Origin of the sequence: Streptomyces sp. NPDC002825 (assembly GCF_040295385.1) — a bacterium.
Classification (GTDB): Bacteria; Actinomycetota; Actinomycetes; order Streptomycetales; family Streptomycetaceae; genus Streptomyces.
The window spans coordinates 37,350-50,948 of record NZ_JBEOVH010000013.1; the positions used below are offsets into that span (position 1 = coordinate 37,350).

General features: G+C 68.7%; 14 protein-coding genes and 1 tRNA gene. 7 read left to right on the forward strand and 8 right to left on the reverse strand.

Annotated features, from left to right (window positions below):
- Window positions 1-2: 2 nt before the first annotated feature.
- The 4 genes from ABT041_RS18390 (at window position 3) to ABT041_RS18405 (ending at window position 3,828) form a co-directional block, all read left to right on the forward strand.
- On the forward strand, window positions 3-569 hold the full coding sequence (locus ABT041_RS18390) for an RBBP9/YdeN family alpha/beta hydrolase (RefSeq protein ID WP_351185444.1): 567 nt from the start codon (window positions 3-5) through the stop codon (window positions 567-569).
- A complete protein-coding gene (locus tag ABT041_RS18395) occupies window positions 562-1,791 on the forward strand; it encodes an MFS transporter (protein WP_351185447.1) in 1,230 nt (409 codons plus the stop codon). The genes ABT041_RS18390 and ABT041_RS18395 overlap by 8 nt, the downstream gene beginning before the upstream one ends.
- Window positions 1,784-3,067: an ATP-grasp domain-containing protein gene (locus tag ABT041_RS18400; RefSeq protein ID WP_351185450.1), complete on the forward strand. Its 1,284-nt coding sequence runs from the start codon at window positions 1,784-1,786 to the stop codon at window positions 3,065-3,067. Before ABT041_RS18395 ends, ABT041_RS18400 begins: the two co-directional genes overlap by 8 nt.
- A 167-nt stretch (window positions 3,068-3,234) precedes the next feature.
- Window positions 3,235-3,828, forward strand: a complete 594-nt coding sequence (locus tag ABT041_RS18405; protein ID WP_351185453.1) for a dihydrofolate reductase family protein — start codon at window positions 3,235-3,237, stop codon at window positions 3,826-3,828.
- 11 nt (window positions 3,829-3,839) lie between these two features.
- On the opposite strand, the gene ABT041_RS18410 is transcribed toward ABT041_RS18405, so the two are convergent.
- The 8 genes from ABT041_RS18410 to ABT041_RS18445 all read right to left on the reverse strand — a co-directional run bounded on the left by ABT041_RS18410 (window position 3,840) and on the right by ABT041_RS18445 (window position 10,515).
- Window positions 3,840-5,219, reverse strand: a complete 1,380-nt coding sequence (locus ABT041_RS18410; protein WP_351185456.1) for a Mucin-2 — start codon at window positions 5,217-5,219, stop codon at window positions 3,840-3,842.
- Window positions 5,220-5,366: 147 nt separating this feature from the next.
- Window positions 5,367-5,465: transfer RNA gene (locus ABT041_RS18415), tRNA-Lys, on the reverse strand.
- A 152-nt stretch (window positions 5,466-5,617) separates the two neighbouring features.
- Complete coding sequence (locus ABT041_RS18420; protein WP_351185459.1) at window positions 5,618-5,851, reverse strand: hypothetical protein; 234 nt, start codon at window positions 5,849-5,851, stop codon at window positions 5,618-5,620.
- Window positions 5,851-7,500: a WXG100 family type VII secretion target gene (locus ABT041_RS18425; protein ID WP_351185462.1), complete on the reverse strand. Its 1,650-nt coding sequence runs from the start codon at window positions 7,498-7,500 to the stop codon at window positions 5,851-5,853. Before ABT041_RS18425 ends, ABT041_RS18420 begins: the two co-directional genes overlap by 1 nt.
- Window positions 7,500-8,132: a hypothetical protein gene (locus ABT041_RS18430; protein WP_351185465.1), complete on the reverse strand. Its 633-nt coding sequence runs from the start codon at window positions 8,130-8,132 to the stop codon at window positions 7,500-7,502. Before ABT041_RS18430 ends, ABT041_RS18425 begins: the two co-directional genes overlap by 1 nt.
- Window positions 8,129-8,485: an SseB family protein gene (locus ABT041_RS18435; protein ID WP_351185468.1), complete on the reverse strand. Its 357-nt coding sequence runs from the start codon at window positions 8,483-8,485 to the stop codon at window positions 8,129-8,131. The genes ABT041_RS18430 and ABT041_RS18435 overlap by 4 nt, the downstream gene beginning before the upstream one ends.
- A 666-nt stretch (window positions 8,486-9,151) precedes the next feature.
- Window positions 9,152-9,958 (reverse strand): hypothetical protein, encoded by an 807-nt coding sequence (locus tag ABT041_RS18440; RefSeq protein ID WP_351185470.1) that lies wholly within the window; start codon window positions 9,956-9,958, stop codon window positions 9,152-9,154.
- Window positions 9,959-10,092: 134 nt separating this feature from the next.
- Complete coding sequence (locus ABT041_RS18445; RefSeq protein WP_351185473.1) at window positions 10,093-10,515, reverse strand: hypothetical protein; 423 nt, start codon at window positions 10,513-10,515, stop codon at window positions 10,093-10,095.
- Window positions 10,516-10,778: 263 nt separating this feature from the next.
- Here ABT041_RS18445 and ABT041_RS18450 point away from each other — a divergent pair, with 263 nt between their 5' ends.
- The 3 genes from ABT041_RS18450 to ABT041_RS18460 all read left to right on the forward strand — a co-directional run bounded on the left by ABT041_RS18450 (window position 10,779) and on the right by ABT041_RS18460 (window position 13,580).
- Window positions 10,779-11,285, forward strand: coding sequence for a hypothetical protein (locus ABT041_RS18450; protein WP_351185476.1), 507 nt, complete (start codon window positions 10,779-10,781; stop codon window positions 11,283-11,285).
- 145 nt (window positions 11,286-11,430) lie between these two features.
- Window positions 11,431-12,861, forward strand: a complete 1,431-nt coding sequence (locus ABT041_RS18455) for an efflux RND transporter periplasmic adaptor subunit (RefSeq protein WP_351185479.1) — start codon at window positions 11,431-11,433, stop codon at window positions 12,859-12,861.
- A complete protein-coding gene (locus tag ABT041_RS18460; RefSeq protein WP_351185867.1) occupies window positions 12,861-13,580 on the forward strand; it encodes an ABC transporter ATP-binding protein in 720 nt (239 codons plus the stop codon). The genes ABT041_RS18455 and ABT041_RS18460 overlap by 1 nt, the downstream gene beginning before the upstream one ends.
- Window positions 13,581-13,599 lie beyond the last annotated feature (19 nt).

Genomic DNA, 13,599 nt, shown 5'->3' on the forward strand with positions numbered 1-13,599 from the left:
CCATGCACTTTGTGACCGTACCGGGGTACACCGGTTCAGGCTCCGACCACTGGCAGACGCACCTGGAGAACACCTACGCCGGATTCTCGCGGGTCGTCCAGGACGACTGGGCGACCGTCGACCGCGACCGCTGGGTCGCCAGGCTCGACGAGACGGTGCGCGCCCTCGACGGCGAGGTCTTCCTCATCGGCCACAGCTGTGGATCGGTGACCATCACGCAGTGGGCGGCCACCCACTATGACAGCAGGGTCGTCGGGGCACTCCTCGTCGCCCCGGCCGACGTCGAGGCGGCCGACACGCTGCCGGCCATCAGCCCGCAGGCACCGCTGCCCACCGTCGCGCTGCCGCTGAAGACGCACCTCGTGGTCTCCGACAACGACCCGTTCCTGTCCCTGGAACGCGCCCTGGCACTGGCGGAGACCTGGGGGAGCACCGTCGAGACCGTCCCCGGCGGCGGCCACCTGGCCACCCGGGACGGCTACGGCCCCTGGAGCCACGCGGCGGCGCTGATCGAGCGCCACACCGGGCACGCACTTGTACCGACCCAAGGACGCACTTCTCTTGTCTAGCAAACTGGCCTCGGTCCCCAGGCCCATCTACTTCTACCTGGCCGCGTCCTTCTTCATGGGGCTCGCCAACACCATCTTCGACGTGGTGTTCAACTTCTACCTCGCCGAGCGCGGCATCAGCGAGGGCGACGCGGGCGTGATCTACGCCATCGCCACCGGCGCCATGGCGGTCGCCGTCATCCCGCTCCTCTTCCTCGGCCGGTACATGTCGCAGCGGACGCTGCTCATCGGGGCGTCGGTGCTGTACACCGTCCCGTTCGCCGGTCTGCCGTTCGTCGCCTCGGTCGCCTCGGCCTCCGTCGTCCTGAGCCTGATCCTGGCCGGCATGCTCGGCCTCCTCTCCGTGGGCAACGCCATCGCCGGCGCGCAGGTCCCGCAGACCTCCCGCACCCGCCTGTTCAGCGCCTTCTTCATCTCCTACCTGGGCGCCGGAGTCATCGGCTCCGCCCTGGTGTCCACGGTCAGCGGCTGGCTGCACACCAGCGACCTGGAGAAGTACCGCTTCTTCCTGCTGCTGTCCTTCCTGGCGGCCTGCCTGATGCTCGTCCTGCGCCTCCCGTCGGCGCGGACGGTGGCGAAGACGGCCACGGCGGCCGCGCGGGAGGAGAGCCGGGAACCGGTCGAGAAGCGCAACTTCGTGGCCCTCTTCCTGGCGGCCGGGTTCCTCGGCGCGTCGATCGCGTTGTTCTTCCGGTTCGCCAACGTCCTGTTCCAGCAGGTCTACGACATCCCGGTCAGCGACATCTCGCTCATCCTGGGCACTGACAAGATCGTCAGCATCTTCGGCGCCATCTTCGCGCCCGTCCTGGTCAAGCGGTTCTCGCTGCGCCCGAGCGCCGCCTTCTTCGGGGTCCTGGCCGTTCTCGGCCTGCTGCTCCAGTCGCTGACCGTGCCGCTGGCCGTCTTCATCGTCCTCTACCTGCTGCGGCTGCTGTTCAACTACTGCCTGATGCCGCTCCTCGACACCGTCGCCATGTCCGGCTTCGCGCCGGCGCGCCAGATGGTCTCCATCGGCATGCGGCAGTCCTCGTTCTACCTGGGCGGAGCGGTCGCCGCGGCGGTCTACGGAGACCTGCTCGACGGCGGGCAGTGGCAGACGGCCCTGTGGGTCTCGGCCGGCTGCGCCCTCGTCGGGTCCCTCGCGATGACCATGGTCCGGAGCAACGAGCCCGCGCCCCGCGACGAGGACGAGAGCGAAGAGAAGGTCCTGGAGAATGCCTGACCCCACGATCGCCACCGACACGGGCGCGGGCAAGCTCGTGATCGTGGACCCGTACTCCAGCGGTTCGGCCCTCGCCCGCCGCGCGAAGGAGCTGTACGGCCTGGACTCCATCGCCGTACTCACGTCGAAGACCCTGCCGCCCGCGCTCGTCGCGACCTACCCGGCCGAGGACTTCGTCGCGGAGCTGCGCTACGCGGACGTCCTCACCACGGCCCGCGCGATCGAGGCCCTGTGCGGCGGCCGGCCCGACCACCTCATCTGCGGGTCCGAGCCGGGGGTCGAGGCGTACGACCTGCTGGCGGCCCACTGGGGAATGCGACCGAACACCGGGTCGTCCGAGGCCCGGCGCGACAAGTTCCTGATGCAGGGCAGGCTGCGCGACGCGGGCGTCCGGTACATCCCGCACCACCTCGCCGAGGACACCGAGTCCGCCGTGGCGTGGAGTGCCGCGAGCGGACTGGCCGAGTTCGTCGTGAAGCCGGTGAAGTCCTTCGCCACCGACGGCGTGTTCTTCTGCTCGTCCCCCGACGAGGTGCGGGCCGCCTGCGAGAAGCTCTTCGGCCGCGACGACCTCGCCGGCGAGCTCATCACACAGGTCCTGGTCCAGGAGCGTCTCGTCGGACCGGAGTTCGTCGTCGATTCGGTCTCCCTGGACGGCTCGGCCTTCGTCGTCAACATGTTCCGCTACACGAAGGAGACGGTCGACGGAAACCCCGTCTACCGTGCGATGACCTCGGTGGACGTCGGCGACCACCCCGGCATCGTGGCGTACGTCGAGCAGGTGCTCGCGGCCCTCGGCATCGAGAACGGCCCCGCCCACAGCGAGCTCATCCTCACCGAGGACGGCCCGGTCCTCATCGAGACCGGCGCCCGCATGCACGGCGGCCTCGGCCCGAGGCTGGTCGAGGAGTCCTCCTCGCACTCGGTGATCGACCTGACCCTGGCCTCGCGCGTGGCGCCGGCCGAGTTCGAGCGCCTGACCCGGGTGCGGCCCTCCCTGCGGCGCGGCATCGTCGAGTGCTTCCTGTCCGCCCAGGTGGGGGGCGTGGTCACGGCGAACCGCGTCCAGGAGTCCTGCCGGGACCTCGACAGCTACCTCTTCGACACCTGCGGGCAGGCCGCCGGGGACCGCATCGAGAAGACGACCGACCTGATCACGTCCTACGGCCGCGTCGTCCTCGCCCACGAGGACCCCGACGTCCTGGACCGGGACCTGGAACACGTCCTCGACCTGGACCGCCGAGGCGCCCTCGTCGAGGTCTCCCCGACCCCGTAGCCACCCCGGCCCACACCACCGCGCCCCGACCGGCCGAGCCGATCGGGGCGCTGTGCGTGGAAAGTTCTCAGGAAAGTCCGCCGGGAAGCGATGACTTCCCGGCACCGGGTCCGTCTACATTTCCGTACGGCACGACGAAGAAGCCACGGACGAACAGGACCGACCTCATGCGCATCGTGATCAGCGAGTTCATCAGCCTCGACGGAGTCGTCCAGGCCCCGGGCGGTCCCGAGGAGGACACCGACGGCGGTTTCGCCCACGGCGGCTGGACGCACCCCTTCTTCGACCCGGAGGTCGTGGGCGGCGCGTTCGCCGAGGCGACCGAGCGGGCCGAGGCCCTGCTCTTCGGCCGCCGCACCTGGCAGACCATGGCCGCCGCCTGGCCGGAGCGGGCCGGTGACCCCTTCGCCGACCGGATGAACGCGCTCCCGAAGTACGTCGTCTCCGGCACCCTCGACGAGGCCGGCCTCGGCTGGAACAGCACGCTCATCCCCGCCGACAAGGCCGTGGCCCGCCTCCGCGAACTCCACCAGGCCCCCGGCGGCGACCTCCTCGTCATGGGCAGCCCCAGCCTCGCCCGCACCCTCCTGGCCGAGGACCTCGCCGACGAACTCCGCCTGATGGTCATGCCGGTGCTCCTCGGCGGCGGAAAGTCGATCTTCCCGGCGGACGGCACCCTGCGCACCCTCGAACTGGTCTCGACGGTCACCAGCCCCCAGGGCGTCAACGTCTGCACGTACCGCCGCCCGGCAGCTTCCTGACCCTTCGTCGGTCAGACGCCGGCCCGGTCCAGAACGGCGGCCATCTCGTCCTCGGGGAGTGCCGGGTTGGCGCCCGCGCTGGACGCCAGTTCGGCGACGTGGAGGGCCTCGCGGAGCCGGTGGAGCGGGAGCCGCGGGTCGCCGGCCGCCGCCTGACGCGTCCAGACCGCGGGGTCGTGGCTGAGCCGTTCGATCAGCTCCGGCGTGGCCGCCGGGTCCCGGACGGCCAGCCGGCGGTAGTTCCCGTCGGGGTGGTCCGCGAAGCGCGCGGCGAGACCCACGCGGGGGAAGCGGGGATGCGTCTCGGCCATCCAGGCGGAGAACGTCCCGCCGAGCCGCGCGAACACACGCATCAGGACCTCCTCCGGGGTGTCGGGGTGGTAAATGCCCAGGAGGCTCTCCAACACCGGGTCCTCGACGCGTGCGAGCAGGCACAGCAGGTCGGGCTCCAGGTGCGGGCTCCGGGCGGCGGCGCGCCGGAGCAGCGGGTGGGCGGAGGTCGCGGCCCTGCGCAGCACCTCGGGGTCGGCAAGCCCGTCCCGTACCCACCGCACGCCGTCCCCCCTGTCGAACTCCCCGGCCGTGAAGTCGATCGCCATGCGCCGCGTCTCGTCCAGCTCGGGTCTGAGGGAGACCGCGAGCCGTACGTCCTCGTCGGGGTCGACGGCGAGCCGCTCCACGAGGTCGGCGGGCAGCGACGGGTTCTCGGCGAGGGCGGCCAGGTGCGTCCGCTCGGCGACGCACCGCTCGGCGTCGCCGCGGCCGAGGAGGCCGTGACGCAGCGCCTCCGCGGCGGACTTCGGATCGCGCAGGAGCTCAGCGGTGACGTGTGCGTCCCGTCGGCACTCCCCCAGCGCGGCGGCCCGCCGCACCTCGGCGTCGGGGTCGGCAAGCAGCGCCGACCGCTCGCCCGGCGGCAGGCTCTCCCACGCACGCACCGCGCGCCGGCGCGCCGCCGGGTCGCGGTGGGTGGCCATCGAGACCACGAACGACGGCGCCAGATGGGGCGACCCCAGCAGGGCCGTACGTACGGAGGGATCCGGGTCGTCAAGCAGCCGGGCGCACACGGCGTCCGGCAGCGGCGCGACCTTTGTGCGCGGGTCGTACACCTCGGGTCCGTACGCGAGAGCCGCCCGCACCTTGGGAGAGGAATCGCCCACGAGCCGCGCCCGCTGCCCGGGCTCCGCCCCGGCACTCTCGGCGAAGTCGATCCGGACGCCCGGGTTCGGGTGGCCCAGGACCAACCCGACGGCCGGCTCGGGAAGTCCACCCCGCTGAACGGCGCCACGGGGCGGCCGCTCACCGCCCCCGAGCATCCGCAGCAGCAGCGCCTCCGGCAGCACCGGATTGCGGGCGACTCCGTCCAGCGCGGATGAGTGGAACGCGACCATGATTCCCAGCCCCTGTGTCTTCGCGCTTGTTCAGCGGTACGGAGTTCTACCCACACACGATCCCCCGAACGACGGAGCGCCCCACCCGGTCACAACCAGGTGGGGCGCTCCCCAGCAGGTCAGAGGGTTTCCCTCGCCCGCTTCGCGTAGGCCGTGTGGGACTCGAACCCACAACCAATGGATTAAAAGTCCTGGCCGGGGCAGCGTGGGTGGTGCCGGACGATGCCGCGCCGTCCGGGACGGCCTGGCCAGACAGGCCGAACGGTGCCGCGCGATCCAAACGGAACCGGGCCGTGCCGGAACGTCCGCTCACGCATCGCTCACGCATGGACGGCGCTGCAATCACCGCAGCAGACCACTGCTGCGGGCCGCGCCGCGCCGCCGGCTCGATGGGCCGGTCAACTCACGCTCATGCCCCGGTCCGGCCACTGGCCGCGTTCCTCGCGCATCGCGTTGATCTTCCGGGACGCCTTGACGAACGAGTAGTCCGTCCGGCCGTCGTCGGCCGACGACGTGCGGGCTTCCTTGTCCATGGTCAGGTGCCGCGTGAAGTTGTCCGGATCATCCCCGAACTCGTAGCGGACCAACTCCCCGTCCTCGGAGATCTTCCGGAAGTAGACGAGCGCGGCCACTACCACTCACCCTCAAAGTCTTCCCGCTTGTTCAGCGGTACGGAGTTCTGCCAATTGTACGTTTCGTTGGCGACCCGATGCGCTTCCTGGTAGGTCGCTCCGGGGTGCTCTCGAAGGTAGGTGAGCTCGGCCAGCTCGTGCTCCAGGAGGAGCCTGTCCTCGGGCAGGGAGTTGCCGGACCTCAAGCGAATCCACGCATCGGCGATCTCCGCATCGGCGTCGAACTTGCGCACGACGACCTTCCCGGTTTCGTAGTCCTCGATGGGGTGTTCCGTGTCGAAGACGTGCTTCTTGATGGCCGCGATCTCCTCCGAGGAGAATCCTGTCGCTCCGTTGTCGCGGGCCAGTCCTTGAGTGTGACCGCTGATGGCGTCGATGTCCCGGGAGTCCCGCATGAAGTCCGCGTACGCGTCCTCGGCCCACCGTGTCTGCGCCGGGTCGTCCAGAATGTCCCGGGGGCGCCTGCGGGCGCCGGTCAGCCACTCGTCAGAGTGTCGGACCCCTGATTCGACTGCTCCTTCGAGCCCTTCCCTCACAGCGATACGGACTCCTGCCCTGGCTCCGCCGAGCCCCTTCGTGCCGATCAGGTCCGGGAGCAGTCGGCCGAGCCCTTCGCTGGGGTCCTTGCTGAAGCTGTCGATGATCGCTCCGGGGACGCGCTCGGGGTGGGCTGCCGTGGAAACGAGACCGGCCAGCGTCAGGCTGACGTTCTGCTGGTACTGAGCCGGGTGCGTGAGGTTGTAGGGGTCGGTCGGGTTGAGGCCCCGGGCGAACGTGAGGAGCCCCGCCGTTCCTTTGACCACCCCGCCCACGAAGTGGTTCAGCTCCACGGCCGTGGCTCCCTGTGAGTCGGCCCACGAGGACAAGGCCCGGTCAAGCGGAGGCGGCTCGGCAGGGGCGTGCTCTGTCGCTGCCGCGATGGCCCGCTCAGCAGTGGCGGCAGCCTCGTTGCGCTGGCGGCGTGCGTCCTTCAGCATCTCGAAAGCCAGCTTGACGTCCGCAGTACCAGGGTCGCTGAACGGGGGAGGTTCCGGCCCCGGGTCACGGCCGGCCTGTGCGGCCGCCTTGTACTCGTCAACCTTGGATTCGTGGGCGCTTGCGGCGTCCTCCGAGGCCTTCTTGCCCTTCTTGTACAAGTCGATCGCCTGTTGCGCCTGGCCTTGCGCCCAGTCCACCGTGTCCGCGTAGCGGAGAAGCGCGTTACCAGTGGCTTCGCAGGCGTCGGCAGCCCGAAGCCAGTCCCCCGGGTGCATGGCGAATTTCTCCCGGAAGGCGTCGGCCGCCTGTCCCTTCCAGTGGCCCGAGTCCAGCGCGCGCATGCCCTGGCCGACACGGTCGAAGGCTGCCTGGAAGTCCTTGAAGTGTTTCGCCGACTCCCGAAGGGCTGCGGAAGACCCGTGGATCAGCTCATTGGCCTGTTCCGTCTCGCCGAGCTGCTGCTCACCTATCGAGGCCCCTAGATCGGATGCGACATCATCGCCCCAGTCCTCGACCTTGTCCGCCCAGTCGTGAGCGCCTACGTAGTCGAGCTTGTCCCCAGCCCAGTCGGTGCCCTGGTCGATGCCCTCGCCCAGGGCCTTCTTGCCGGCCTCCCAACCCTGCTCCAGCTTTCCCAGGCCCGTGTTGGCCAGTCCTCGCCAGTCAACCATCAGCCCTCGCCACCCTGCTGAGACTTCGGCGGCGGCCCGACCATGTCCTCCACCGCTGCATCCATCTCTTCGCGCATCCCCGCCGCGTCGATCAGCTGGTTGGGCAGGAGGATCTTGGAACTGTTGAGGTCCCGGACTGTCCCCTTCCACGCCTCCGTGCTGTTCTCGGTGGCCCGGTCGAAGGATTCCTTGCTGTAGTCGGCATCCCGGATCTGAGTAAAGGTGTTGTCCGAGAACACCTCGCCCCAGTCCTTGGCGATGACTTCGTCCTCGGTGGCATACGGATTGCCCATACCGGAGTTGACGAGCACCTTGAAGGAGCCCTGGAGGTACTGATCCTGCTCGTGGAGTATCCCCGCCGACAGCCCGACATTCGCCGCGAACGCGTTGCCCTGCTGCACCAGCGCCCTGACACCCCATTCCCAACGCTCGCAGAAGGTGCCCAACGTGGTCGCCAGCCTCTCGTTGCCTGTCTCCATTCCGGACAGAGCGGTGTCGGCGAACCCCCTCCCCATGCTCGCCATGCCCACCATGCCGAGCTCCTTCAGCTCGGCCAGCGTCTGGGTGATGCCCAAAGCGATCTGCCCCAGCGCTTCCTTGGAGGAGCTGAGATCGGGCTGGTCGCCGCTCACGCCGCCTCCCCGTCCAGTGCCGCCCTCTCCGGAACGATCCCGCGCACCGGCGGGAACACAGCTCCGTCCGGCCCCGCGGCGTTCAATGCCACGCCACACGGGAAGTCCAGCACCGGCACCACCTCGTCCAGGAGCCGCGCTCCGACCACTCGCCGGTACGGCCACTCCCGGTCCTCGTCGCCACGTGCGGTGGCGAAACGGGCCAGCGCTTCCTCGTCGGAGAACGCGCAGATCCAGTCCAGGCCCCCGAACTCGGCGGTCCACAGCCCGTCTCGCTCATCCAACGGCACCAGCACCACGCGGCTGCGGAAGTCCGCCAACCGCTCCAGTACGGCTTCGCGAGCCTGTTCCACGGGATCGACCTCTGCTGCTGGAAGCCCACGTGCAACGGACGGCACCTTCGGCGTTGAAGCCGTCCGCGCTGCAGCCTCGGCTTTCAGCTGAGCCCACTCCTCGCCAAACCCCATCCTCAACCCCTCCGCCGGCTCACCGGTCAGCTCCAGGCTGAGCCAGTTCGTCGCCCCCCGTCTCGTCCAACCGAACGTACCGCAGGCTCATCAGGGCCCGACCACACCGAAAGCCCATGACGAGATGCCGGCTATCGATGTGGCTGGATCCCGATTCCTCAATGGCGCCGTGGGCGGATGCCGCTTCACGCCTGTAGCCGGAGAGACCATCTCCGGCCCAACGCCTCCGCTCACTCACCCGCCCGAGAACGACGGAGCGTCCCGACCGATCAAAACCGGTAGGGGCGCTCCCCAGCAGGTCAGAGGGTCTCCCCTCGCCCGCCTCGCGTAGACCGTGCCAGCGAGCCCTTAGCCGGGAACTGCAGCCAGAACCGCGACCACGGAATGACGAAGGTCCCGGCCGCTGAGCGGTCGGGACCTTCGTTTCAGCTGGTCAGCCGTGGCGGAGCATACGAGATTCGAACTCGTGGGGCCCATTCGGACGGGGCCGGGCGGGTCCGACTGTAACCAGAACGGCAACCACAAGCCTGGATGACCAGGCCTATGCTCTGCTCAGCGCGTCAGAGAGGCGGCCAGGGCCAGTCGGGATTCCAGCTGTTCCTTGGCCAGGGACAGGGTCTCGGCGTGCTTCTCGATCAGCTGCTTCTGGTAGGCGGTCGTCACTGCGTAGCGCACCCCGACCAGGTTGACCTGCTGCTTGCACCGTACGTCAGCTTTGGCCGCGGTGATCGCCCGGCCGCTGGAGAGTTCGCGCTCGGAGAATCCCATCTCCATGGCTGCCTTTACGGGGTCGTGGACCGTGTACCCGGCCTTCCCCATGCACTCCGACCAGCGCTTGGAGGTCGCGCGGACCCGGGAGTCCTCGCGTGCCCTCGAGTCGGCCTCGCTCTTGAGGTTGAACACGAAGAGGATGTCGACCTCGTTCGCCTTGCGCGCGTAGAGCTTGAGAAAGGACTCGCGGATACAACCACCGATAGGCAGTCGCTGCCCGTTGAACGTCACGTCGCTTCCTCCGCCCTTCTCTGCCTCCTCCAGGTTCGAGGGCAGGTCAGCGGGGTTCAGGTCTTTCTCGCCGCCGAGAGCCAGTTGCTCCGCCTCGGTCAGAGGTCGTTCCGAGTGCCTCTGCTTGGGAGCGGTCGCCATGCTTGGGTTCAGGTACCCGTAACGGGCGGCCGTGTCCGGGTCAGCCAGACCGAAGACACGCGCATTCGACTCGCCCCCGGAGACCGGAGGCTGTTCAGGGGCGTGGAAGGTGAAGCCGAACCTGGTCATGCACCGGCCGGTGAGTGTGTTCTGCGCCTGCGTGAGCGTGTCCTGCTGCTCGGGAGTGGCCTCGTAGGCGTCCAGCGGAAAACTCACGCCCGCAGTCCTGAGCATCGCGGGCGTGGAGCCGACACGCGGTTCAGCATCGCTCTGGGCGGAGCCGTCTCCGCCGATGGCGGAACAGCCCGTCAGGGCGAGGACCGCCCCGACGACCGCGGCATGACGCCAGCTCATACGGTGTCTGCGGTAGACGAAATCTGGTTCTTGAACGTGGCGGAGGCGTTGCCGGTGTAGCCACCGGGCAGCGAACCTCGGATCCCCCCGCGGTAGCTGTCGGTCCACACGTAGCAGTAGCCGGTCCAGCGGTTCCAGTACGACGCAGTGTTGTCGTTCGTGGACTGCCCCTCGCCGGCGCAGTTGATGCTGGACGGGTCCTTGAAGGAGTTGTCGGCGAAGTTGTTGTCGTAGACGTAGACGTCGAAGACACAGCCCTTTTCGTCGGAGTTGTAGTAGAACCCGAACTCCCCCGATTCGATCCTGCCGTCATTGTCGTACGCCGCCGCCGGCCCCGCCGTGCCCAGAACGAGCCCACCCATCGCCACGGTTGCCGCCGCGAGCGCCGCTGCCTTGTGTATCACTCGATCAGTACTCATCCATCTACCCTTCGTTGGGGCCGAACGCATAGACCACGCCGAACGTAAAGATCAGGCCATGAAGCGCTTGATTTGATCATGCCAGCGATGAGGGTGTCCACGGGTTTCAGAGGCGGTGGACAAGACCTTCTCGGCGGCCCTATCCTCGCCGCCTCTGCCCGAAATGATCAGGCAGGATCACAACCAGCCTATTTCTGGCTCGGATCCGTCAAATGGGTTCATAGCACCCGCACCCATTTCATCGCGCGCCCATCGGAGTCCCCATGCTCGTTCGTCCCGCCGCGTCCGGACTCGCAGCGTTGGCGCTGTGCGCCGCCGCGCTCATCACCGGCTGCTCAGGTGGCGGTTCCACCGAGGCGAACGCGGGGCAGCCGTCTTCCGCCAGCACGGCGGAACAGGGCTACTACCGGTGCCTCGAAGAGAACGGCCTTGTCCTGGAGAAGCGTGACGATGGCCAGCTCCGCGTGGACAAGGACAAGAACGAACCCGCCACCATGAAGGACGCCCAGGCGAAGTGCGCGGACAAGCTCCCCGCTCCCACTCCCACGTCGACCTCGACGGTTCCGGCCGACTTCCTGGCCAAGGAGAAGGAACTCAGCGCCTGCATACGCAAGAACGGCTTCTCCGAGTACCCGGACCCCGATCCGTCCACGGGTGAAGTGAAGCTGACGGACGACGAGAAGGCGAAGTACCACACGCCCGAGTTTCGGGCTGCCAGGGCGAAGTGCGCTCCGGCCGCGGGTGCCACAGGCGACATCGTCGGCGGCTGAACCGCCCACTCTGGCGTTACGACGAAGGGGAGCGATGTCGCGGGTCACGGGCGCCACGGCAGACATGGAGCAGCAGCGAGACGGCAGTCCGGAGGCGACGGACCCCGCGCCGGGTACGAACGGAACGACCGGTCGACGCCGGTGGGTGGCCGCCATCGCGCTGGGCGCCGTATGCGCCACGCTTGGAGGACTTGGGGCGACGCTGCTGGTCAAGTCCCCCGCGCAGGCCGCTGCGGAGGCCGCGGCACCCCCGCCCACCGTGCTGACGGCACCTGTGGAACACCGGGTGCTCAAGTCGTCTGTCATCACCCGTGGTGAAGTGGTGGCGGAACAGATGGTCGAGGTGACTCCCCGGGGTGCCGCAGGCGAAGGCGGGGCCGGACCGGTCATCACCAAGATTCCGGTACGCCCTGGGGACACCGTACGAGCGGGACAGGTCCTGATGGAGGTGTCCGGGCGCCCCGTCTTCACCCTGGAGGGCACCCTGCCCGTCTACCGTGACCTGCGTCCTGGCGCCACGGGCGACGACGTACAGCAGTTGCAGCGAGCACTGCGGAAGCTCGGCCACGAGACGGCGCCCGACGCGGCGGGCAGCTTCGGTGCCGGCACGAAGAGCGCTCTCAACTCCCTCTACGCGTCGTTGGGGTACGACCCGATCCCGGCACACGGCGAGGAGGGCGATCCGGTCGCGGAGGCCCGGCTTCGGGTCACTTCGTCCGAACGCGCCCTGGAGGACGCCGAGGACGCCGTGAACACACACGACGCTGCGGATACCAAGGGTGCGTCCGCAGCGGCATCCGATGCGGACCCTGCGGGTACAGCATCTGCTGCATCGTCCGACGGCGACAGCGGCCGACTGCAGAAGTCTGTTCTCAGGGCGCGGGAGGACCTGTCCGCCGCGCGGAAGGCCCTTGCTGCCGCTGAGGCCGCCTCGGGGCCGACGCTGCCCGCTGCCGAGGTCGTCTTCTTGAAGAGCTTCCCTGCCCGAGTGAATGCGGTGCTCGCGAGGGCGGGCGGTGAGGCGACCGGAACCGCGATGACGCTCTCCTCCGGCAGGCTCGTCGTGCAGGCATACGTTCCCGAATACCAGAAGGACCTCATACGCCCCGGACACATGGCCGAGATCTACTCCGAGGTGACGGGAACATCCGCGAAGGGCAAGGTCACCTCTGTTACCGACAAGCGCCTGACAGCCAGTCAGGGGCAGGGTGAAGGCAGCGGGAGCAAGGGGGATGGAAGCGAGGCGCCCCCGCAGGGCGGAACCGGCTGGCTCGTGGAGATCACCCCCGGTACACCGTTGAAGGCGGATCTGACCGGTCAAGACGTGCGGGTCACCGTCATTGCGGCGTCGACGGACGGGAAGGCTCTCGTCGTCCCGATCACAGCCATCAGCTCGGGCGCCGACGGGCGGACGACCGTGACCGTGGTCGAGACGGACGGCGACCGGCGCCAGGTGGAGATACGGACCGGCACGGAGGGAGACGGCTTCGTTGCCGTCACCCCGACGGCCGCCGGATCGCTTGCCAAGGACGACCGGGTGATCACGGGAGCGTCCCGCGAGGGGAACTCCCCGTGATGGAAGCCGGAACAGACACAGAGACGCCGGTCATCGAGTTCCGGGGGATCGGGCTGACGTATCCCGGGCCGCCTCCTGTGGCTGCCCTCAGGCCCTGTGACCTGACTGTCAAGCGTGGCGACTTCGTCGCCGTCGTAGGCCCGTCCGGGTCGGGAAAGTCCACCTTCCTCAACATCGCCGGCCTACTGGACGCGCCTACCAGCGGGACATACCTCCTTGACGGCATCGACACCGGCAAGCTTCGGGATGCCGACCGCACCGCACTGCGTGGGCTGCGTATCGGGTTCGTTTTCCAGTCCTTCCATCTTCTGCCCCAGCGCACCGCGTTGGAGAACGTCATCCTCGCCCTCGTCTACGACGGCACTCCCCGCCGGGAGCGTGCGGACCGGGCGCGTCGGGCACTGGAGCAAGTGGGCCTAGGGCATCGCGTCGACTCCCTGCCCACGAGACTGTCCGGTGGGGAGCGACAGCGCGTGGCCATCGCCCGAGCGCTGGTGACTCGCCCCTCTCTGCTGCTGTGCGACGAACCGACCGGAAATCTCGACACGGTCAACGCGGACTCGGTGCTGGCTCTTCTGACGCAACTGCACAAGGACGGCATGACGGTTCTGGTGATCACCCACGATCCTCTGGTCGCCGCCCGCGCCGAGAACATGGTGACGATCCGGGACGGCGTACTGAGCCTGTCGGAGTCCGCGCCCCACGAGGTCCTCGGGTGAGGCGGGTCCGACGGACGAG

What these genes read in the sequence shown, in the direction of transcription:
- ABT041_RS18390 (WP_351185444.1), top strand. Translation starts at nt 3, where the DNA reads ATGCACTTTGTGACCGTACCGGGGTACACCGGTTCAGGCTCCGACCAC.
- ABT041_RS18400 (WP_351185450.1), top strand. Translation starts at nt 1,784, where the DNA reads ATGCCTGACCCCACGATCGCCACCGACACGGGCGCGGGCAAGCTCGTG.
- ABT041_RS18405 (WP_351185453.1), top strand. Translation starts at nt 3,235, where the DNA reads ATGCGCATCGTGATCAGCGAGTTCATCAGCCTCGACGGAGTCGTCCAG.
- ABT041_RS18410 (WP_351185456.1), bottom strand. Translation starts at nt 5,219, where the DNA reads ATGGTCGCGTTCCACTCATCCGCGCTGGACGGAGTCGCCCGCAATCCG.
- ABT041_RS18425 (WP_351185462.1), bottom strand. Translation starts at nt 7,500, where the DNA reads ATGGTTGACTGGCGAGGACTGGCCAACACGGGCCTGGGAAAGCTGGAG.
- ABT041_RS18445 (WP_351185473.1), bottom strand. Translation starts at nt 10,515, where the DNA reads ATGAGTACTGATCGAGTGATACACAAGGCAGCGGCGCTCGCGGCGGCA.
- ABT041_RS18450 (WP_351185476.1), top strand. Translation starts at nt 10,779, where the DNA reads ATGCTCGTTCGTCCCGCCGCGTCCGGACTCGCAGCGTTGGCGCTGTGC.
- ABT041_RS18460 (WP_351185867.1), top strand. Translation starts at nt 12,861, where the DNA reads ATGGAAGCCGGAACAGACACAGAGACGCCGGTCATCGAGTTCCGGGGG.